The organism is Thalassobacillus devorans (assembly GCF_900176565.1).
Lineage (GTDB): Bacteria > Bacillota > Bacilli > Bacillales > Halobacillaceae > Thalassobacillus > Thalassobacillus devorans_A.
Genome location: NZ_FXEH01000005.1, coordinates 820686 through 840783 on the forward strand (window position 1 = coordinate 820686; position 20098 = coordinate 840783).

Here is a 20098-nt window from a genome sequence, read left to right on the forward strand (position 1 = left end):
TCAGGGTATGAGTTTTGGTGGAGGGATAATATGAGAGAATTAATACAAGCCGCATTAGCTAAAGCGGGAGACAATCAGGAGATCAACACATTTAAGAAAATCTCAGGAGGAGATATCAACGAAGCTTTTCAAGTGACTACTTCAGAAACCAGCTATTTTATTAAAGCCAATCAGCAAATACCTCGCCACTTTTTTCAAATGGAAGCAAAGGGACTGGAGCTTATCCGCGCAACTGAAACCATCCCCACACCGGCCGTCTACCATTATGACCTTCCAGAAAATGGAGGACCTGGGGTGATGGTGATGGAGTGGATACATGGTACTCGAAAAGATGATACAGGGGAACGGTTAGGGAGACAGCTGGCGGCCATGCACCAATCCCAACAGGACTATTATGGATTGGATGGTGACACATTTGTCGGGACGCTTCCTCAGCCAAATGGCTGGTATGAAGACTGGCCAAGTTATTATCATGAGCAAAGACTGCTTCCCCAGATGAAATTAGCAGACAGTCAAGGCCTGCTCCATGATGGACGCAGAAAAAGGCTAGAGCAACTGTTCACAAAGCTGGACGAATGGCTTCCAAAGCAACCTGGTGCCTCACTGCTCCATGGGGACCTTTGGGGCGGAAATTGGATGGCAGGTCCCGGTGGGCAGCCATATCTGATTGATCCTTCTGTGTTGTACGGAGACCGGTCATTCGAGCTGGCCTTCACCGAACTGTTCGGTGGTTTTCCTGAAGACTTTTATGAGGCTTACAACGAAGTTTATCCACTGCCGGACAGCTATGCTGATCAGAAAGAATTTTATCAGTTATTCTACTTGTTAGTACACTTGAACTTATTTGGAGAAAGTTACGGGTCATCCGTAGATCGTGTCCTGCAGCACTACATTGGCTGACGACTTACGAGTAAGCCCTCCCCTTGCCGGAGTCTGATATTTCTACCAGTTCGAGCGGGTATGGTTCGAAATACGTCTGCCGCTTCAAATATTTTTGATCAAACCGGATGGTCCAGGCCTTCAAGATAGCCAGCACCGTGCTGAGCGGCACTTTTTCTTCCTCGTACTGACGCAGTTTAAACTGTCCAGGTAGCCTCTGGTGAAACGGACCATTTTTTCCGTAAGGTCTTTCTCCGTCGCAGGCTGGACAAGCCGTGGTCCATTCTCTGCATCAACAAGACGAATGACATCACGAGGTATACCAAGCCCGATTTCAACTTCCGGACATACCGGCATAAATTCAACAAATTCATCCAGTCGCTGTACTACCTTGTCCGGGATTGCTTCCCCATTGTACCGGACAGGACCAAACTCTAAACATTTGCTCACTACAACTATTGGGGTAGGAAAGTAACGCATTTTTGCATATCCTCCTCAGAAACTATGATGCTCGTTTTATCGCTTCTAAATTTTTCTATTGGCAATTCATATATTTTGTATTAAAATAAATCGTGCTGTATTTTTATGAATAATCTTATAGGAGTGTACAATCATGAAAAACTATCGCGCTGTCGATCACTTGAAATTTATTATTCCATCCTTAATCGGTATCATCCTGTTTATGGTGCCTTTTTATGATAAAAACCAAGAAGTTGTCACCATTCCAATCGCTATTTTATCCGGGTGGCTGGAAACCGCACTTGCGGATCATCTCTCCTTCATTATGATGATTATTATTTCCATCACTGCCATCGGTTCGATTGTTATCAGACTGACAGGTCCGGCATTTCTCGACCAATTCCCTTTTTTCCAATCCTTATTCTATGTGTCTCCTGTTTGGCTGATTACAAGGATTCTGGGAATGGTTTTTGCCATCATGGTTTATTATCAAATCGGACCGGAGGCGATTATTTCAGAAAATACAGGTGGATTACTCCTGGACTCACTGCTTCATGTCCTGTTTGCTGTATTTTTGTTCGCCGGTTTATTCCTGCCATTATTACTTAACTATGGACTATTAGAGCTTGTCGGTGTGTTATTGACAAAAGTCATGCGGCCACTTTTCACACTACCGGGACGCTCATCCATCGATTCCATTGCCTCCTGGCTTGGCGATGGTACGATCGGTGTTCTTTTGACAAGCAAGCAATATGAGGAAGGTTATTATTCCAAACGTGAAGCAGCAGTTATAGGGACAACCTTCTCTGTCGTTTCCATCACGTTCAGTCTGGTGGTTATCAGTGAAGTCGGTTTATCTCATATGTTCGTTCCATTTTATTTAACAGTGGCCTTTGCCGGGTTCGTAGCAGCCCTGATCATGCCAAGAATTCCGCCGCTATCCCGTAAACCTCGGACGTATGTAACCGAAGAAGCAGAAGATATCGAAGAGGAAATTCCTGAAGAACATAGTATGTTCAGCTATGCCTACCAGCAGGCAGTGGAACGTGGAAGTAAAGAAACCAGTGTGAAGAAATTCTTCAAACAAGGGGCCCAGAACATCCTGGATATGTGGATGGGGGTAGCACCAATTGTAATGGCGCTTGGGACGATCGCACTCGTCATTGCTGAATTCACTCCATTTTTCACATGGCTCGGCTACCCGTTCATTCCATTGTTGGAATTAATGCAGGTACCATATGCAGCGGAAGCATCCGAAACGATTCTCGTCGGTTTTGCTGACATGTTCCTGCCTGCAATCATTGGTGCCTCCATTGAAAGTGAAATGACACGATTCATCATTGCTACTTTGTCGGTCACCCAGTTGATTTATATGTCTGAGGTCGGTGGCTTGTTGCTCGGTTCCAAAATACCAGTGAATATGAAGGATCTATTCATCATCTTCCTTCTACGTACTCTGATCACGCTGCCGATCATCGTCCTTGCCGCTCACCTGATATTTTGATTGATAAAACACACCCCGGAGCCCTCCAAAATCTGGAGGCTCCGGGGTGTTACTTTTATTTATTCATTTCATCGACGAAGGCACGACCGGCGCTTAGGCTGGATTGTGGGTTTTGTCCAGTGATGAAGTTTCCATCTACTCGAATATGGTCTTCCCAATTCTCCTTCGTTACAAATTCTGCACCTTCTTCACGGAGTTTGCTTTCCAGCATGAATGGCATTAATCCATCAAGTCCTGTATCACGTTCTTCCGCGTCCGTAAATCCTGTGATTGTTTTTCCTTTCACAATAGAATCTCCATTGCTGTCTTTCACACCGACAAAGCCAGCTGGCCCGTGGCATACCGCACCGATCAGCTTACTGTTATCGGCAAAATGCCTGAGCACGGACTGTAATGTTTCATTCTCAGGGAAATCGAACATGGTACCATGTCCACCCGGAAGAAAAACGCCATCGTAATTCTCAGGTGTAATATCATCCAGCTTCACGGTACTGTTCAGGGGATCCATTACGCTGTCATCCCACTCATCCGGCAGCTCGTTGGAGTAGCTGTTCGGATCAATATGAATCTTCCCTCCCTTAGGGCTTGCAGTTGTTACATCATATCCTGCTTGCGTAAATTCCATATAAGGCTCGACAAACTCAGATAGCCAAAGACCTGTTTCATGCTCTTCATCAATTTTTTGGGTACTTGTTACAATCATTAATACTTTCTTAGCCATGGCGTCGCCATCTCCTCCTTTATAGTTGAAACTCTCTCTACTTACTATTTCACATTTCCTGTTATTTCAAACAAATGAAAAACCGTACCTGTCCGGAAAGATACCGGAAGATACGGTTTAATGTTTTTCTTTTATGAAGTTTGCTGCCTTTTTCTTAGGAATGCAAACTTACCTTCAATAAATGGCTGCGCAAGTGTCAATGCGGGTTTGCTGGATAATAACAACACAATCAGCATGGATAACACGGCTAAACCGAAGACATCAAGAATACCGTCGACCTTGAAAGCGTCAATTTGCCGGAAATATTGGATAAAAAATCCATGGAGCAAATAGACATACAACGTGCGTTGGCCTAAGCTGGTCCATCTTATTTCTCGCCCTGGCATCCAGGCGATTACACTAACAATCATCAGACCGGCAAGCATATAGGTGCCTAAGCGAATCAAACCGCCCCAATTTTCCATATTCAATACCGCATAAGATTTAGAACCTAACAGCCAGCCTGAGTTGATTTCAGGCAATGTTATTAACAGTCCTGCCACTACTGCCATGACTGCTAATGAGACGATTCTTACAGGAACCGTCCGCCATTGGGCGATATTTTCTTTCGACAGCCAGTAGCCCGCCAGGAAAAATGGGAAAAACACGAATGTCCGTGACAAACTGTAAGCGTGGCCAATGGTATCAAAGTACCCGACCAACACCCCAATGCTTACGGTTATAGCCATCCCGGCAAGCGGCGGTATTCTGCTGAATAACTGTAAAAGAAGATGCCAGCAGAACATACTCACTAAGAACCATAGTGACCAATGGGGATAAAAAAGCCCCGTTGCCCAGCTTTCTTTTCCTATAAAAAAGAAATAACCGGTATAAATGGTCTGGAAGATTAAATATGGGAAAAGCAGCTTTTTAGCTAATTTAGCTATATAGCCTTTATTGCCTGCACCTTTCGCAAAGAATCCCGCCAGCAGGATGAAAGCCGGCATGTGAAAGGTGTAAATCCACATATACAGGGTATACATCGGTTTGGATCCATCTGTAAACGGCTGAATCATGTGACCGAATACCACAAGAAATATCAAAATGAATTTGGCATTATCAAACAATGCATCGCGTTTCATACGCCTCAGTCCTTTTTTGCTTCATAAGTGTTCGCTTTCCTATTCACCGTTTCGCTTAATTCTAAACGGCTATTCTCCATTATTTTATTAGAAAAAAACAATAGGTAGTGCAATTTGAATAAGATGTTATGAGATTTTAAGCAGGGTGACAAACTATGTAAATAACCTGTAACAGAAAGAAAAGCAGCTGATGCTATACCAGCTGCTTTCGTCATTCTTATTATTTGAAATCAATCGCCCAGGATCCGTCGATGAACAGGGGCTCCGTATGGCCATTATCTGTCTCCCCCTGAATTTGCAGATCTGCTGATCCCATCATGAAGTCCACATGGATGAGGCTGTCATTGACCCCTTGCTTGTCCATTTGTTCCTTGCTCATATCGGAACCGCCTTCGATGTTGGTCGGATATGCCTTCCCCAGTGCCAGGTGGCAGGAAGCATTTTCGTCATACAACGTATTGAAAAAGATATGACCGGACTGGGAAATTGGTGATTCATGCGGGACCAAAGCGACTTCACCCAATCGTTTAGCTCCTTCATCGGTGTCGAGCAGGTGCTTCAAGGTATCTTCTCCTGCTTCTGCTGAGTAATCAACCACTTTCCCCTCTTCAAACGTAAGTGTAAAGTTTTCTATTAAGCTTCCGCCATAGTTTAATGGCTTCGTGCTGGTCACTTTACCATTTACTCCATACTTATGAGGCATTGTAAAGACTTCTTCGGTTGGAATATTAGGGTTGAATTCAACCCCCTTGTTCGTCTTTGTAGAACCGCCATGCCAGATATGTCCTTCCGGCAAATCGATGGTCAAATCGGTCCCGGGCGCTTTGTAATGGAGCTTCCGATATTGCTTTTTGTTTAAAAACTCTCGAGCGTGGCGAAGGTTTTCATTATGCTGGTTCCAGGCTTCCAATGGATCTTCTTGATCGACACGCGAAATTTTGAAGATTTGGTTCCACATCTTGTTGACGGCCATTTTCTCCGGAAGATTCGGGAATACCTTTTTCGCCCATGCCGCTTGTGGAAAGGCGATTATACTCCATGAAACCTTATCATTCATGACATAATCGCGGTAGTTGCTTAAAGCTTGAGCACTTGCTTTGTTGGCTTCTGCAATTCGTTCAGAATTTACGTCATTCATTAAGTCAGGATCTGGGCCATAAATAGTCAACAAGGAGTAACCATCCTGGACCATTTCTTCTAGTCCTTCTGCTTTCCACTTTGGATAATTTTTCAGGACATCTAATGGAGCGTTTTTCATTTTCATGTAGGAAACCAGTTCATCATTCCATTCTACATGAACGTTTTTTGCTCCTTTCCCATAAGCCTTCGCTACAATAACACGTGCGAGATCGGAGGCTTCTATGGGTGCATTCACGATTAACCCTTGTCCTTTTTGTAGGTTGACTCCCTTGGTAAGAGCTAAGTCTGCATATTTTTCAAGATTTTGCTGGTGGTTTTTCATCTTTTTACCTCCATTAATCCGTTTTTCTTTCTAACTATAATTATTTCATAATTTTTGCTTCTTTCCCAGCAAGAGCCTCACCAACATTCCTATAATTCCACCCTAAAACCTCTATGTTAATTTTCCAGTTAAGCTCCCTTTTGCTGAAGACTCAGTTTCGAGACGTTAGGTAGCGATTATGGTGGCCGGGAAAACGGATCGCTTTCCGTGGGCATGTGGTGAGCTTCCTCAGGCTCCGCCTTGCGGGATCTCACCGCTCATGTTCATCCCACAGGAGTCTCGCAATTTCCCGGACCTCCTTGCGTTTATGAGAGATACGGAAACATCGGTATATCGTTCTTCAAACCAAGAGTGAGCTATGCATGAAATGTGAGCTTAAAACCGCGTCTTTATTCAATTATCCATTAAAAGTAGAAGACATCTGCAATATAACAGGGGTTCTTTTCTCCCATCCTTCGGATGGGGTGGCAGGGAAACTGCGAGACTCCCGCGGGAGAAGGGACTAGGCAAGACCCCACAGGGAGTGAAAACGACCGAGGAGGCTTGCCGGTTCCCCCGCAGGAAAGCGAGTAGTTTCCCGGACATCCCTGACGCTATTATGGTAAAGAACCCTCACTATCTTGAAACTGAGTCTTCCACAATTCGGCCCTATTATTGAATAAAAAAACTCCTGTTGATCAAACGTTTGATCAACAGGAGTTTTCGTTCATTTAAACAGCAATATCTTTATCAATGGCAGCTTTGTCATTGAACATTTCGTTATTGAATTTACCAAGAATACGTGAGGTTAATGTACCCGATGTCATGGCTCCATTAACATTCAAAGCGGTTCTTCCCATATCGATCAGTGGCTCTACAGAGATAAGGAGACCAGCCAGATAAACAGGGAGATTCATGGAAGACAAAACAATCAAGGCTGCAAAGGTTGCCCCTCCCCCTACTCCGGCAACACCGAATGAGCTGATTCCAACTAACAAAATCAGTTGGATGAGGAACCCGGGACTGAGTGGATCAATACCTACTGTAGGGGCTATCATGACAGCAAGCATAGCTGGATAAATCCCGGCACAGCCATTTTGACCGATTGTAGCTCCGAATGAAGCCGACATGTTTGCAGTTCCTTCATCCACTCCCAAACTGTTCTTTTGAGCAGAAATGTTTAATGGAATGGTTCCGGCACTCGAACGGGACGTGAAAGCGAAGCCTAATACCGGCAAAACTTTTTTCAAATAAGTCAACGGGTTCAAACCGCTTAATGCTATTAATGACAAATGAAGTAAAAACATGACGAGTAAAGCTACATAGGAAGCCAGCACAAACTTCCCAAGCTCCATTATTCCGGCAACGTTTGTTTGTGCAACGGTGTTGGCCATCAATCCCATGATTCCAAATGGAGTTAAACGAAGAACGAGTGTAACGATTCGCATGACTACGGCATAAATCGCATTGATTCCTTTAATGAAAACCGCTGCCTGTTCCGGGTTCTTTCTCCTTACTCCCAGCACTGCTACCCCGATGAAAGCAGAAAATATGACAACCGCAATCGTTGAGGTGGCCCTATCACCCGTCATATCCAGGAATGGGTTGGCAGGAATAAATTGTAGTATCTTTTGCGGAGTACTCATTCCTTCCACATCCGCAAGCCGCTCTTCCATAAAGCTGCCACGTTCCTGTTCCGCCTGGCCTGCTTCAATTTGATCTGCGTTCAAATCGAAGGCAAGGGAACTGCCAATTCCAACAACCGCGGCAACCATGGCTGTCGCTACTAATATACCGATAATCCATCCAGACATTTTTCCTAATTCCGATGATTTTTCAAGATTTATAATCGATTGAATAATGGAAACCATAACAAGCGGAATAACAATCATCATCAATAATCGAACATACCCGCTTCCCAGTATACTGTACCAGTCTGTCGTTTGAGCTACGACATTTGAATCCGCCCCATAAATCACTTGCATAGCGATTCCCAACAGAATACCGAAGCCTAAACCAGCAAACACTCGCTTGCTGAAAGAAAAATGTTTTTGCTGCATTTTTACGAGAATACCGATAAGGACAAGTAAAACAGCAATATTCAAGCCAACTAACATATGAATCATCCCTTTCTCATCTAAAACTTTATAATTCCTATAAGTTTAATTGGTATTAAATAAGATACACTCATTCTATGCAGTTGTCAATAAATAGTTTCCTGCTTTATCCTATGAAAATTTGGCCTTGTCCTAGTCATAGTCTTACTAAAATAAAAAAGCCCACGCATTTAAGCGTGAGCCATATGAAGCTATTATTATTGGTCGAACATTTTATTCAAATTAGCCATTTCAATAGCAGCAGATGCTGCCTCCCAGCCTTTGTTTCCGGCTTTTGTACCAGCGCGTTCAATCGCCTGCTCAATCGTATCGGTTGTAATCACACCGAAAATGACTGGAATACCGCTCTTGCTGGCAGCCTGGGAGACACCTTTTGCAGCTTCACTGCAGACATAATCAAAGTGAGGCGTTGAGCCACGGATGACTGCGCCAAGTGTTATGACTGCATCATATTTTCCGGATTCCGCCATACGGGAAGCAATCATTGGAATTTCAAATGCACCCGGGACCCAGGCAGCTTCTACCTGTTCCAAATCGACACCATGTCGCTTCAAGCCATCCAGTGCTCCTTCATAGAGTTTGCTTGTAATAAAATCATTGAATCGCCCGATGACAATTCCTATTTTCAAGTCTGTACCGACTAGATTACCTTCATATTGTTTTACCATATCCTTCTCCTCCTTCAACATTTAAAAGTGAAATAGATGACCTAGTTTTGATTTCTTCGTTTGTAAATATTTTTCATTTTCTGTTCGGCTTGGCATCTCAATTGGAAGCCGTTCAACTACTTCTAGTCCATGCCCGCCTAAACCGGATATTTTTCTTGGATTATTGGTAAGCAGGCGCAATTTTGTAATGCCCAAGTCTTTTAATATTTGTGCACCGATGCCATAGTCCCGAAGGTCAGGGGCGAACCCCAGCTTCTGGTTGGCTTCTACGGTATCAAGCCCTTGTTCCTGTAATTTATAGGCGTGCATTTTATTCAAAAGGCCAATTCCACGGCCTTCCTGGCGCATATATAGCAGTACACCGCTGCCATTTACCTCAATTTGACGGAGTGCCGCTTCAAGCTGCGGGCCACAGTCACAACGGTAGGAGCCAAAAACATCACCGGTCAAACACTCGGAGTGTACCCTTACTAACGTCGGTTCATCCGGACTTATTTCTCCTTTGACCAATGCCACATGTTCACGAAAATCAACGTCATTGGTATAGCCATAAGCTTTAAAGTCCCCATATTCTGTCGGGAGATTGATTTCTACCTCTCGTTTTACATGATTCTCATAACGGTTACGGTATTTAATCAAGTCAGCAATCGTAATCATGGTGAGATCGAATTCATCTGCCATCTTACGCAAGTCGGGAACCCTGGCCATTGTTCCATCTTCTTTAATGATTTCACAAATTACACCTGCAGGAGCTGATCCTGATAGCTTAGCCAAATCGACAGCGGCTTCCGTATGACCGGCCCGGCGCATCACGCCTCCGTCTTTTGCCAGCAAAGGGAAAATATGACCTGGTTTATTGAAATCTTCCGGCACGGATTCCGGATTCAGTAACTGCTTAATGGTTTTAGCGCGTTCTGCAGCTGAGATTCCTGTGGTCGTATTTTTATGATCGATACTGACAGTGAACGCAGTAGCAAGAGAATCCGTGTTTTTCTCCACCATCGGGAATAAATTTAATTTTTCAGCAATCGGCTGACTGACAGGGGCACACACTAACCCTTTTCCATAGGTTATCATGAAATTGATCATTTCCGGTGTCGCATATTCGGCCAGCCCGATGAGATCCCCTTCATTTTCCCTATCCTCATCATCACATACAATGACTACTTTACCTTGTTTCAAGTCTTCCAGCGCTTGCTCTATCTTATCAAACATCTCGGTCACCTCTCTCAATTTCCTCCAAATCCGTGTTCATCCAGGAATGCCTTCGTCAAGTTTGAAGGTTGGCTCTTTTGGCTTTGCTGTCCTGATAGAAAATGTGCCACATACTTACTAATCATGTCACATTCTATGTTCACACTGTCTCCGACACTTTTTGCCCCAAGTACGGTATGTTCCATCGTGTGCGGGATTAATGAAATGGTGATGGTGTCCTCACTTACACCAAACACCGTCAAGCTGGTTCCATCCACTGCAACAGAACCTTTATAAACAAAATATCCAAGTAAATCGTCCGATAAGGAAATATCATAATATACCGCATTAGACCGGTTATTTTTGCTTACTATCGTTCCTTTACCATCAATATGACCGGAAACTAAATGGCCACCGAACCGGCCATCAGCTGCCATCGCTCTCTCTAAATTAACTTTGCTGCCTTTTTTCAGTTCATTTAAATTCGTTGCATGGTACGTTTCCGGCATAACATCGAAGGAAAGGTTGTTATTTTTTATATCAGTAATCGTCAAACATACTCCGTTAATCGAAATACTGTCACCCAGCTTGGCGTCTCTTACAATAGTATTAGCAGTTATCGTCAGTTCCATCGCTTCTGTTTTTGATGTAATCGCCTGGATTTCACCAATTTCTTCTACAATACCTGTAAACATTTATGTTCTCCCCTTTGGAATGGCTGTCAATTTGATATCTTCGCCCACCATCTCTGTCGATTGAATACGTAAATCCAGGGCCTGCTTTAATTGCTCGAAGCCTTTTCCTTCTACGGGAGTAAGCGCGTTTTTACCACCTAGCAGTTTTGGAGCGATGTAGGTGATTAATTCGTTAATTTTACCTGCGCGTACAAAAGCATCAGCTATCGTTCCTCCGCCTTCTACCAGCAGGGAGGTGACCTCTTTCTCCCCTAAATAGCTGAGAACTTCCGCAATTTTAATGGCAGGAGATTTAAGGGAAATTACTTCGACATGATTTTTAGAGCGATATGCTTTCAATTGATGAGGAGAGACTCTGCTGCTTGTAATAATCCAGGTCGGGGCCTCATCATTTTGAAGCAATTGAGAAGAAAGCGGCGTCCTTAAATGGTTATCCAGAATAATACGAATTGGATTCTTACCGTTTCCATCGATTCGGGTAGTCAACTTCGGATCATCGTTGATAACCGTCTGCACGCCGACCAGGATAGCATCACAGCGGCGACGGTAATTATGTCCGTCGTTCCTTGCCGCCTCTCCGGTTATCCATTTACTTTCCCCGGAGGAGGTAGCAATTTTTCCATCCAGCGTCATCGCGGTTTTTAAAAATACATACGGTGTGCCCGTTTCAATGTAATGAAAAAAGTCGGTGTTCAGGTGGTCTGCCTGTTCCTTCAATACGCCGGTCACTACTTCAATCCCGGCATTTTCCAACATCTTCACGCCTCTTCCCGCCACTTGGGGATTCGGATCGTTTGATGCGATGACCACCCGCTTCATACCAGCGTCAATGATAGCCTGGGCGCACGGCGGAGTTTTTCCATAATGGCTGCAAGGTTCCAATGTCACATAAATGGTAGCGTCTTTTGCCTTATCTCCAGCCATCTTTAATGCGTTTATCTCCGCATGGGCTTCCCCCGCTTTAATATGGACACCAAGCCCGACTACTTCATTATCTTTAACGACTACCGCTCCTACAGCGGGGTTCGGCGAGGTCTGGCCTACTGTAGGTTTCGCCATATCAATGGCAAGCTTGATATATTGTTCATCTCTCTCCATCATTTCCTCACTCCACATCTTTGCTGCAGAAATTCTACAAAGAAAAACCCTGAAGAAGGCATACTTCTCCAGGGTCTGTAAACGTCTTTATTTTTGAGTATGCTAAAGAAGCCATACTAACAGAATTTATGACCATTTACTTTTTTCCTTCTCCCATCCAGACTGTCACTGTCGGCTTTGGAATTTCACCAAATCAGGGGGAGAACCAGATGCAAAAGCACTTTTTCCATAGCCATTTATGGAGGTACTCCCCGTCGCGGGCTGAAAGCAATACGCTTATAACCGCCGGTTGAGAATTTCACTCGACCCCGAAGGAACTTGATACGTATTCGATTGACTTATACTAAATATAAAGGAAAAAGTCGTATTTAGCAATTCATTAGTTTAATTAAGGCTTTACACATATATTTCCACTATATTTTTCTTTTGCACGGCTACACTAAACATAAACATCATGAAGAGGTGCTGAGTATGAAGCATAAAGAAAAACGAAAAGAACAAAAGTATACGGACTTCTCTAACGTAGAAACACAACGCAACTTTCTGGTACCAGAGGACTTTCCAGATGGCCCTTACGGTTCACCAATTCGAAAAGATGAGCCGGTGGAATATAAAAGCACCCCTTGGAAAGAGGGTCAACAATATTATAGTAATTTCGCTTATGAAAATCGCAATTTGCACGAGGATTTGCCCCGGCAATATCCAGGAGCACATCCGACTCATGACGATAAAGAAATGGACAGTGAAGCCCCTTACGACAATGCTTCAAATAAAGGAGATAGTTAAAAAAAGTGCAAAGAGGGATTATTCCTTCTTTGCACTTAGCATTTACGATTCAGCTATAAACGTGTCTGCTTCCAGGGTAAGTTTCACATTTCCCTGGATTGCTTTTGAAATCATGCAGCTGGTTTCCGCTTTTTTCACCAACTTATCCAGTTTCATTAGATCATTTCTTGCTGCTTCTTTTTTTAATGCAACTTTAGGACGGTGGATAATCTCCTGATAGGTAAAAATACCATCTGTCACATCGACAATCCCTTCTGATGTCAAACCCATTTCCTTTAATGGCAAACCGGCTCGTTCAATCATAGCTGCAAGAGTAATGATATAGCAAGTAGACGCAGCCCCCAATAGCATTTCGTCCGGATTTGTTCCAATATCAGGACCATCCATTTCTTTTGGAATCGATATTTCTGTTTTAAGTTTTCCAGCATCTATATAACCGACATTATTTCTTCCCCCAGGCCAATCTGCCTTTAAATGAAAATGATGTTCTGCCATTATATCCCCTCCACTTCTTTATTCTATTGTATACAGGAACAAATTGTTATTCAAAAAAACAACCATGCCTCAAAGACATGATTGTATCATTCATCATTTTCAATTAGTTCTTTTAATACAAGCGCGTGATTATAATCTTCATTCTTTGCCCCGAACAATAACACCAGTCGTTCGTTTTGCGCCATTTCCTTTAACTGATCGAGCTGTTGTTTACGTTCCTTACTGTTATCAATCTGTTCTTTGTAATAGTTTTTAAACTCTTCATATTTTTCAGGATCATGGTCGAACCACTGTCTTAGTTCCTTGCTTGGAGCAATTTCTTTCATCCATTCGTCTACTTTTGCTTTTTCTTTCGAGATTCCACGCGGCCAGATGCCATCGACCAGGACACGGTTACCTCCTAATGGTTCGGATTCATCATAAATCCTTTGTAAAACTACAGACATTTCTCTAACCCCTTTCTCATCCTTATCCTTTTCTTATAACCGGTTTACACATCAAATAAACTACTTTTTTAAAAAAATTTCAGTAGTTCAGCATCGGGAGAAAAATCCCCCTATTGATGTTTTATTTTTGAGAAAGGATAGTCTGGGGTTCGTTACGCTTGCCAATCTTTTTGGAATCGTTCGATTTTGATCTGGAGGTCTTTCAGCATACGTGATAATTGTTCCAGCTCAGCACTGCCTGCTTCCTTTTCGTCCATCGAGTCTGCCACTTCATGAAGCATTTTTATTCGGTTTTTAATATATTTCATTTGTTCGCTTGGCTGATCAGCCGCTTTCCCCATCGTGCCACCTCCAAACCGTTACTACCTTAGTTTTATTTTAAAACAGCCGCACCATTAGGGTGCGGCTGATATGTTACTCCTCCGGGAGTTCTCTTTTGCTGGATAAGAACCAGCCTGCTGCTGCTATTAATACCAATACAGAATAGAAAATAACTTTCCAGAGAGTTGAATGAGCAAAGTGCTCATCCAGTATTTGGATGTTCGGATGCGCCAGCACAGATACAACCAGCTTGATACCGACCCAGCCGACAATAACGAAGGCTGCAATTTCAAGCCCCGGACGGGTGTGAAGCAGTTTTACGAAGACATTGGCAGCAAAACGCATAATGATAATACCAATCATTCCACCTGCCAATACGACCGCAAACTGTCCACCATCCAAACTACCTACGTTCGGGAGACCAGTTTCCGGCAGTGCAACCGCCAAAGCCACCGCTGCAAGAATGGAGTCGACAGCGAACGCCAAGTCTGCAATTTCTACTTTCAAGACAGTTGTCCAAAAACCACTGCCAGATTCCGGCGCTTTATCCTTCTCTTCTCTTTCGGCATCCGTTTCCCGCCATTTATCATACAGGTGCTTGACAGAAATGAAAATCAGGTAAGCAGCGCCCAGTGCTTGTACCTGCCATACATCGACAAGGAAAGAAATGACAAATAAAGAGCCGAAACGTAATACGAACGCTCCTGCCAACCCATAGAAGAGCGCTTTTTTTCGTTTTTCCTCTGGAAGGTGTTTGACCATAATGGCAAGCACTAAGGCGTTGTCTGCTGCCAATATGCCTTCCAAACCAATGAGTACAATCAGTACCCATCCATATTCAATCAATAATTGCGTTTCCATGCTAACTCCAGCTCCTCCAAATAAAAAATGATCTTCACCTCATGGCAAAGATCATAAAAACAGACCTTTACCATGAGTGGTAAAGGTCTCGCTCACAACGAATGTTGCCAATAAAGCCGGGGAATACATCCCGAAATGACGACTTTACTGTTTAAAGCTACTCCCCTTTAAGGAAATACTAATGTACTGAATATCATACCACGAAGCGACTGAAAGTCAATTACTCTCTATCGCTTGTAGTGGCTTTATTTTTTATCATAGCTGCTATATTCTTCCTATACCCATATCCAGCTATAATAATCCTATTATTAATATTTTTTTAGAACGACCTACCACTATCATTATTGTTTACAGGAAGTCTATAATGGATACATAAGGAAAGTATTATCTACATAGAAAAACATCGTTACTCGATAAGTACTTATGGCGATTGCTTTCGTTTTTTCTCAAACGTTCATTCTTTAAGTGAGGTAAACTTTTATAAAGTACAAAAAAGGTGTGTGTATAGCTTGTTGGATAAAACGTGGTTTAAAGTACTGGTTGCTGCTATCCTTATTTCTTTATTGATTTTCTTGTTGGCTAAAATCGATTTCATCTTTGATCCGCTCTGGTCTACTATTGGTGCCGTAGGTGTCCCGATAATTGGTGCAGGGATACTCTTTTATGTAACGCGCCCTATCATGTATTTTTTGGAACGATATAAATTTCCAAGGCTGCTTGCTATTTTAACTGTCTATTTAATTCTTATATTCATCGGATTTATCATCTCTAAGTTTATTGCACCGATTGCTCAGGAGCAGTTCTCCCGTCTGATTGATAATCTGCCTAAGATGATGGAGAGCGCCCAGGAATTTATTGTGTATTGGCAAACGAACCAATCACTTCTTCCAGCACAGGTCACGGAAACCATTAATCCAGATAACATCATGGAAAATATTGAGAAATATTCAGAGAGTGTTACTACTGCGATCATAAACTTTATCACCTACCTTGTCAGCTTTGTTATCGCATTGGTTTTGGTTCCATTCTTCTTATTTTTCATGCTGAAGGATGGCGAAAAATTAGTCCCATTCATTCGGCAGTACCTGAACAGACGTGTTGGTGACAGCTTCACACGATTAGCAAGCTCTGTCGATCACACGCTGCAGGCTTTCATTCAGGGTCAGCTGATAGTCAGCTTCTTTGTCGGTGTATTGCTGTTCATCGGTTATGCGATCATAGGGTTGCAGTATTCTCTTACCCTGGCATTATTCGGGATGGTCACTAACGTTATTCCATTTGTCGGTCCATTTTTAGCAGTCATTCCCGCGATACTGGTTGCTTTATTTCAGGATCCCATCATGGCGGTTTATGTAGCCATTATCATGCTTGTCGCCCAGCAGATCGAAAGCAACTTAATTTCCCCGAATGTCATGGGAAAAGCACTCAGCATCCACCCGCTTACCATCATTACGATTATATTAGCCGCGGGAAGTATTGCAGGTTTCCTTGGAATCCTGTTCGCAATCCCGGTTTATGCTGTTTTTAAAACTATCATCCATCATCTCTACCAGGAATGGCTGACAAGTAAAGAAAAACAGTACACGGATTAAATTTCTCCCTGCAGCTCCTGCAGGGAGAAATTTAATGCCAGGCCATCAGCAAAAATAGAAAGAAGGAGAATCAATATGCAAGAGACACCCCGGCTTTGGACAAGGCCGTTTATTTTTCTTTTACTAGGAAACTTGTTCACTTTTATGAGCTTCCAAATGCTGTTGCCCAACCTTCCTCCTTACATTGAAGCCATAGGTGGAAACAAAATGGAAATTGGCCTTGTCACCACCATGTTTTCCATTGCAGCTATTTTAATCCGTCCATTTATCGGACATATTTTAATGACCAAAGAACGAAAGGCACTTATACTTGCCGGTGCCATTTCCCTATTGTTGATGACACTGCTTTACCCGGTAACCCAGGTTGTTCTCATCGTTTTGCTGCTCCGGTTCGCCCACGGACTGGCATGGGGGTGGTCGACCACTACAAACGGAACCGCCGCTGTAGATATTGTACCCAGAAAGCGGGTCGGAGAAGGTATGGGGTATTTCGGATTATCGATTACCGTCGGGATGATTATTGCCCCCAGTCTTGGAATTTACATTTATCAGAACTATACTTTCCATTTATTGATATGGATTTCTGCAGCACTGGGTATTATAGCCATTGTTTTATTTACCCTAACCACCTTTCATACTCCTGAAAGTGTAAAAGAAAATCAGGAAGCTCCTCCTAAGTTTTCGTTTATCGGTTCCCTTGTTGAAAAAAGAAGCTGGTATCCAGCTTTCGTCACTTTTCTCACTACATTTGGTTATGGGTCGATTGTTACCTATATCGTAATATTCGGAAACGAACGAGGGTTAAGCGGCACCTATTTGTTCTATTTATTTAATGCTTTGCTTGCTACCATTTCACGTCCTGTTACTGGCCGATATTTTGATAAGCGTGGACCGTGGAACCTTATTATGTTCTGTACATCCATCACTTTCATAGCTATGTGGATTCTTGCCAGTGCGGATACTAATATGGATTTAATTATCGCCGGAGCTTTATTTGGTCTTGGTTATGGTTCCATGATGCCAGCCTTCCAGGCCTGGGTCATCTCTAAAACGACTACTGCAAGAAGCGGGATAGCTAATGGGATGTTTTATTCTTCCATAGACCTTGGCATCGGCTTAAGCGCTGTAGTATTAGGGGTAATCTATCAATTTGTTGAAACAGCTTCATTATTTAAAATATCCAGCTTTTTATTTATTCTTGTCTTCATCCTGACCTGGCTGGATGCCAGGAAGCAGACAGAGCCCTGGCAGCCTGTCAGTTAAATCAAAAGAAAAGGGCGACTCCCAAAAAGAGTCGCCCTTTTCTTATAAATATAATTATTCGCCTGCGATATCTTTAATTTCCTGCTCAAGTTTATCAAGGATTTCGCCGTCTACAGTTGAAACTTCCTCACGGTAGAAATCACGTACAGGCATTGCTTTTTCCCTGAACTGATCACGTTGTTCTTCTGTCAACTCGATGATTTCCGTCTTGTTTTCTTCATCGTTTTTAATGGTTTCGAGATACTCTTCATTTTGCTTTTTCTGTTCTTCAAATACCCATTCCTGCATCTCTTCTGTTGTTTCTGTCACCATGTTCTGCAGATCCTCTGATAGCCCATCAAACCAATCACTATTTACAGTAGTCATGGCTACGTAGTTGTTATGATTAGAAATGGTCATATAATCTTGAACTTCATGGAAAGAAGCATCTCCAATGAAGAAGATCGGGTTCTCTTGCCCTTCTACAGTTCCACGGTCAAGAGCCGTATATAGTTCTGACCAGGACATTGGAGTCGGCTGAGCTCCATAAGCCTTGTAAGATTCAAGAATCAAAGGAGACGTCTGGGTACGCATTTTGAAGTTTTGAAAATCTTCAGGTGTTTCAATTTTCTTGCTGGAAGTCCACTGCATCGCACCTTCCGTCCAGAAAGAAAGCGGTGTGATGGAATGTTCTTTATACTTTTCTACTAAATCCGTGTTCAATGCTTCACTCGTATTCAGAATTTCCTGCGTTTGTTCTACACTGTCTGGGAACAAGAAATGAAGAGCGAAAACTTGTCCTTCTTTTACCATGTTACCAGTGAACCCTGGAGACATAACAGCCATCTCTACAGCCCCGCCCTGCAGCTGCTCGACCTGGTCACTTTCTGTTCCAAGCCCACCGTACTCATACACTTCAATGTTCACTTGGCCGTCGGACTTTTCATTCATACGATCCGCAAATTCTTGGGCATATTCATACTGAACCTGCCCTTCAACTTCTTCCGTGACGAATTTCCAGTTTTGTGTGCCTTCACCACCAGATTCGCCACCATCTCCGCCGCCTTCATTACCTCCACAAGCAGCTAAAACCATACCAATCGACAACAACAGTATGAAACTAAGTAACCCTTGTTTGTTAAAAATAATCATTACCCCCTACAAGTTTTTTATATTATCCCCCACTCCTTACAATAAAATGAGTGAGAGCTCCTCAAAGAAAATCAGCAGGAACGAAACAAATACCAGCATGATGATGTATGGCGGTGTTCCTTTGATAACTTCCAGGTACGGCTTATTGAACACCGCACTGGCTGTAAATATGTCGACACCGAATGGTGGTGTTGCAGATCCTAGTGCTGCCTGGAATGTGATAACTACTCCTAAATGAATAGGATCGATACCCGCACTCATTGCAGCCGGATAGAAGATCGGTGTCAATACCAGAATGACGACGATTGGATCTACGAACATACATCCGATGAAGAAAAATAAGGTAACCATAAGTAATACGAAAATCGCACTAGGTTCAGGGCCAAGGACAGCCTCAGTGATCATTTGAGGAATTCTGGCAAACGAAATGACCCAAGTGAATGCCTGTCCACCTGCTACCAGCACAAATACAGCAGAGGTTACTAAACCGGTGGAACGTGCAATCTTCGGCAATTCTTTTATATGGATGGAACGATAAATCAATACTTCGAGAACAAAAGCATAGAGGACAGAAACCCCCGCCGCTTCTGTAGGACTAAAGATACCCTCATAAATACCACCTATGATGATAATCGGGAATCCCAGCGGAAGCAATGCTTTACGGAAGGATCGGAAACGTTCTCCCCAGCTCGCTTTTGCTGTCAATGGAATGTCAGCGACTTTCGCATAAATAACACTATAAATGGCAAATAATAGAAAAACAATAACCCCTGGAACAATACCGGCAATAAACAAATCACCGACAGATGTTCCCGACACAAGTCCATACATGATCATTCCGATACTTGGTGGAACGAGCAATGCGATATCACTGGAGTTAATAATCAGTGCTATTGCAGTAGGATCTTTGTAGCCCACTTTCAATAACCTTTCCCTCATCGGTGTACCGATTGCAACAACTGTCGCCTGTGTCGATCCTGAAATAGCACCGAACAACGTACAGGCAGCCGCGGTGGTAATCGCATATCCCCCGCGCAGATGACCAATGAAAGAACTGATGAAATCCAACAGCCGTTTAGAAGTCTTACCAGTCGTCATGATATCAGCCGCAAAAATAAACAATGGAACAGCCAGTAGTACATAAGGCTCGATTCCTGTAGCGAACTGCTTCATCAATAGCATCGGATCTAAGTTTGGAAAATATAAGAATAGGACAACCATTGGCGCCGCCATAAGCGGGATCATCATTGGGAAGTTCAATAACAATAGTACAACCATGATTGTTAACAGAGTAGCTACCATATTG

At 43.1% G+C, this 20098-nt stretch carries 19 protein-coding genes, 1 pseudogene and 1 riboswitch; of the genes and pseudogenes, 5 read left to right on the forward strand and 15 right to left on the reverse strand.

Translation table 11 applies throughout. The features are described 5' to 3' along the window. Nucleotides 1-30 precede the first annotated feature (30 nt). Nucleotides 31-900, forward strand: coding sequence for a fructosamine kinase family protein (locus B9Y67_RS08685; protein ID WP_085506327.1), 870 nt, complete (start codon nt 31-33; stop codon nt 898-900). A 4-nt stretch (nt 901-904) separates the two neighbouring features. Here the strand turns inward: B9Y67_RS08685 and B9Y67_RS08690 are convergent. Next, nucleotides 905-1359 (reverse strand): annotated as a pseudogene (locus B9Y67_RS08690) (DUF523 domain-containing protein). A gap of 133 nt (nt 1360-1492) precedes the next feature. On the opposite strand from B9Y67_RS08690, the gene B9Y67_RS08695 reads away from it, so the two are divergent. Further along, the gene (locus B9Y67_RS08695) at nt 1493-2842 is read left to right on the forward strand and encodes a YjiH family protein (RefSeq protein ID WP_085506328.1); all 1350 of its coding nucleotides are present in this window, start codon (nt 1493-1495) and stop codon (nt 2840-2842) included. A 55-nt stretch (nt 2843-2897) separates the two neighbouring features. On the opposite strand, the gene B9Y67_RS08700 is transcribed toward B9Y67_RS08695, so the two are convergent. The 8 genes from B9Y67_RS08700 to ribD all read right to left on the reverse strand — a co-directional run bounded on the left by B9Y67_RS08700 (nt 2898) and on the right by ribD (nt 11897). Further along, nucleotides 2898-3563, reverse strand: coding sequence for a type 1 glutamine amidotransferase domain-containing protein (locus B9Y67_RS08700; protein ID WP_085506329.1), 666 nt, complete (start codon nt 3561-3563; stop codon nt 2898-2900). A gap of 131 nt (nt 3564-3694) precedes the next feature. Further along, entirely contained in the window at nt 3695-4684 is a 990-nt protein-coding gene (locus B9Y67_RS08705) for an acyltransferase family protein (RefSeq protein ID WP_085506330.1), read from the reverse strand. Between the two features lie 220 nt (nt 4685-4904). After that, a complete protein-coding gene (locus B9Y67_RS08710; protein WP_085506331.1) occupies nt 4905-6146 on the reverse strand; it encodes an aminopeptidase in 1242 nt (413 codons plus the stop codon). A gap of 710 nt (nt 6147-6856) precedes the next feature. After that, complete coding sequence (locus B9Y67_RS08715) at nt 6857-8251, reverse strand: L-cystine transporter (protein WP_085506332.1); 1395 nt, start codon at nt 8249-8251, stop codon at nt 6857-6859. A gap of 188 nt (nt 8252-8439) precedes the next feature. Beyond that, nucleotides 8440-8910 (reverse strand): 6,7-dimethyl-8-ribityllumazine synthase, encoded by a 471-nt coding sequence (gene ribH / locus B9Y67_RS08720; RefSeq protein ID WP_085506333.1) that lies wholly within the window; start codon nt 8908-8910, stop codon nt 8440-8442. A gap of 21 nt (nt 8911-8931) precedes the next feature. Then, on the reverse strand, nt 8932-10125 hold the full coding sequence (locus B9Y67_RS08725) for a bifunctional 3,4-dihydroxy-2-butanone-4-phosphate synthase/GTP cyclohydrolase II (protein ID WP_085506334.1): 1194 nt from the start codon (nt 10123-10125) through the stop codon (nt 8932-8934). Nucleotides 10126-10139: 14 nt separating this feature from the next. Further along, nucleotides 10140-10799 (reverse strand): riboflavin synthase, encoded by a 660-nt coding sequence (gene ribE, locus B9Y67_RS08730; protein ID WP_085506335.1) that lies wholly within the window; start codon nt 10797-10799, stop codon nt 10140-10142. Beyond that, nucleotides 10800-11897 (reverse strand): bifunctional diaminohydroxyphosphoribosylaminopyrimidine deaminase/5-amino-6-(5-phosphoribosylamino)uracil reductase RibD, encoded by a 1098-nt coding sequence (gene ribD / locus B9Y67_RS08735; RefSeq protein WP_085506736.1) that lies wholly within the window; start codon nt 11895-11897, stop codon nt 10800-10802. A 141-nt stretch (nt 11898-12038) separates the two neighbouring features. Then, nucleotides 12039-12217: riboswitch (FMN riboswitch) on the reverse strand. Nucleotides 12218-12368: 151 nt separating this feature from the next. On the opposite strand from ribD, the gene B9Y67_RS08740 reads away from it, so the two are divergent. Beyond that, entirely contained in the window at nt 12369-12683 is a 315-nt protein-coding gene (locus B9Y67_RS08740) for a hypothetical protein (RefSeq protein ID WP_062442641.1), read from the forward strand. 42 nt (nt 12684-12725) lie between these two features. Here B9Y67_RS08740 and B9Y67_RS08745 read toward each other — a convergent pair whose 3' ends face one another. From B9Y67_RS08745 to B9Y67_RS08760, 4 genes are all read right to left on the reverse strand, one after another. Beyond that, nucleotides 12726-13178 carry an OsmC family protein gene (locus B9Y67_RS08745; protein WP_085506336.1) on the reverse strand — a complete coding sequence of 151 codons (453 nt, stop codon included), beginning with the start codon at nt 13176-13178 and terminating at the stop codon, nt 12726-12728. A gap of 86 nt (nt 13179-13264) precedes the next feature. After that, nucleotides 13265-13624: a DUF488 domain-containing protein gene (locus tag B9Y67_RS08750; RefSeq protein ID WP_085506337.1), complete on the reverse strand. Its 360-nt coding sequence runs from the start codon at nt 13622-13624 to the stop codon at nt 13265-13267. Nucleotides 13625-13776: 152 nt separating this feature from the next. Next, nucleotides 13777-13965, reverse strand: coding sequence for an SE1561 family protein (locus tag B9Y67_RS08755; protein ID WP_085506338.1), 189 nt, complete (start codon nt 13963-13965; stop codon nt 13777-13779). A gap of 73 nt (nt 13966-14038) precedes the next feature. Continuing rightward, nucleotides 14039-14806, reverse strand: coding sequence for a TerC family protein (locus B9Y67_RS08760; protein WP_085506339.1), 768 nt, complete (start codon nt 14804-14806; stop codon nt 14039-14041). Nucleotides 14807-15306: 500 nt separating this feature from the next. Here B9Y67_RS08760 and B9Y67_RS08765 point away from each other — a divergent pair, with 500 nt between their 5' ends. Together B9Y67_RS08765 and B9Y67_RS08770 are read left to right on the forward strand one after the other, a co-directional pair. Continuing rightward, nucleotides 15307-16398: an AI-2E family transporter gene (locus B9Y67_RS08765; protein WP_369668748.1), complete on the forward strand. Its 1092-nt coding sequence runs from the start codon at nt 15307-15309 to the stop codon at nt 16396-16398. Nucleotides 16399-16473: 75 nt separating this feature from the next. After that, nucleotides 16474-17661, forward strand: coding sequence for an MFS transporter (locus B9Y67_RS08770; RefSeq protein WP_085506341.1), 1188 nt, complete (start codon nt 16474-16476; stop codon nt 17659-17661). A gap of 54 nt (nt 17662-17715) precedes the next feature. Here B9Y67_RS08770 and B9Y67_RS08775 read toward each other — a convergent pair whose 3' ends face one another. Continuing rightward, nucleotides 17716-18792: a DctP family TRAP transporter solute-binding subunit gene (locus B9Y67_RS08775; protein ID WP_085506342.1), complete on the reverse strand. Its 1077-nt coding sequence runs from the start codon at nt 18790-18792 to the stop codon at nt 17716-17718. A gap of 36 nt (nt 18793-18828) precedes the next feature. Beyond that, on the reverse strand, nt 18829-20094 hold the full coding sequence (locus B9Y67_RS08780) for a TRAP transporter large permease (RefSeq protein WP_085506343.1): 1266 nt from the start codon (nt 20092-20094) through the stop codon (nt 18829-18831). Nucleotides 20095-20098 lie beyond the last annotated feature (4 nt).

Excerpts from the sequence above, each read along its gene's own strand:
- B9Y67_RS08770 (WP_085506341.1), top strand. The coding sequence starts at position 16,474 with ATGCAAGAGACACCCCGGCTTTGGACAAGGCCGTTTATTTTTCTTTTA.
- B9Y67_RS08755 (WP_085506338.1), bottom strand. The coding sequence starts at position 13,965 with ATGGGGAAAGCGGCTGATCAGCCAAGCGAACAAATGAAATATATTAAA.
- B9Y67_RS08710 (WP_085506331.1), bottom strand. The coding sequence starts at position 6,146 with ATGAAAAACCACCAGCAAAATCTTGAAAAATATGCAGACTTAGCTCTT.
- B9Y67_RS08780 (WP_085506343.1), bottom strand. The coding sequence starts at position 20,094 with ATGGTAGCTACTCTGTTAACAATCATGGTTGTACTATTGTTATTGAAC.
- B9Y67_RS08740 (WP_062442641.1), top strand. The coding sequence starts at position 12,369 with ATGAAGCATAAAGAAAAACGAAAAGAACAAAAGTATACGGACTTCTCT.
- B9Y67_RS08715 (WP_085506332.1), bottom strand. The coding sequence starts at position 8,251 with ATGATTCATATGTTAGTTGGCTTGAATATTGCTGTTTTACTTGTCCTT.
- ribD (WP_085506736.1), bottom strand. The coding sequence starts at position 11,897 with ATGGAGAGAGATGAACAATATATCAAGCTTGCCATTGATATGGCGAAA.
- B9Y67_RS08705 (WP_085506330.1), bottom strand. The coding sequence starts at position 4,684 with ATGAAACGCGATGCATTGTTTGATAATGCCAAATTCATTTTGATATTT.
- ribE (WP_085506335.1), bottom strand. The coding sequence starts at position 10,799 with ATGTTTACAGGTATTGTAGAAGAAATTGGTGAAATCCAGGCGATTACA.
- B9Y67_RS08725 (WP_085506334.1), bottom strand. The coding sequence starts at position 10,125 with ATGTTTGATAAGATAGAGCAAGCGCTGGAAGACTTGAAACAAGGTAAA.
- ribH (WP_085506333.1), bottom strand. The coding sequence starts at position 8,910 with ATGGTAAAACAATATGAAGGTAATCTAGTCGGTACAGACTTGAAAATA.
- B9Y67_RS08700 (WP_085506329.1), bottom strand. The coding sequence starts at position 3,563 with ATGGCTAAGAAAGTATTAATGATTGTAACAAGTACCCAAAAAATTGAT.
- B9Y67_RS08775 (WP_085506342.1), bottom strand. The coding sequence starts at position 18,792 with ATGATTATTTTTAACAAACAAGGGTTACTTAGTTTCATACTGTTGTTG.
- B9Y67_RS08695 (WP_085506328.1), top strand. The coding sequence starts at position 1,493 with ATGAAAAACTATCGCGCTGTCGATCACTTGAAATTTATTATTCCATCC.
- B9Y67_RS08760 (WP_085506339.1), bottom strand. The coding sequence starts at position 14,806 with ATGGAAACGCAATTATTGATTGAATATGGATGGGTACTGATTGTACTC.
- B9Y67_RS08750 (WP_085506337.1), bottom strand. The coding sequence starts at position 13,624 with ATGTCTGTAGTTTTACAAAGGATTTATGATGAATCCGAACCATTAGGA.
- B9Y67_RS08745 (WP_085506336.1), bottom strand. The coding sequence starts at position 13,178 with ATGGCAGAACATCATTTTCATTTAAAGGCAGATTGGCCTGGGGGAAGA.
- B9Y67_RS08685 (WP_085506327.1), top strand. The coding sequence starts at position 31 with ATGAGAGAATTAATACAAGCCGCATTAGCTAAAGCGGGAGACAATCAG.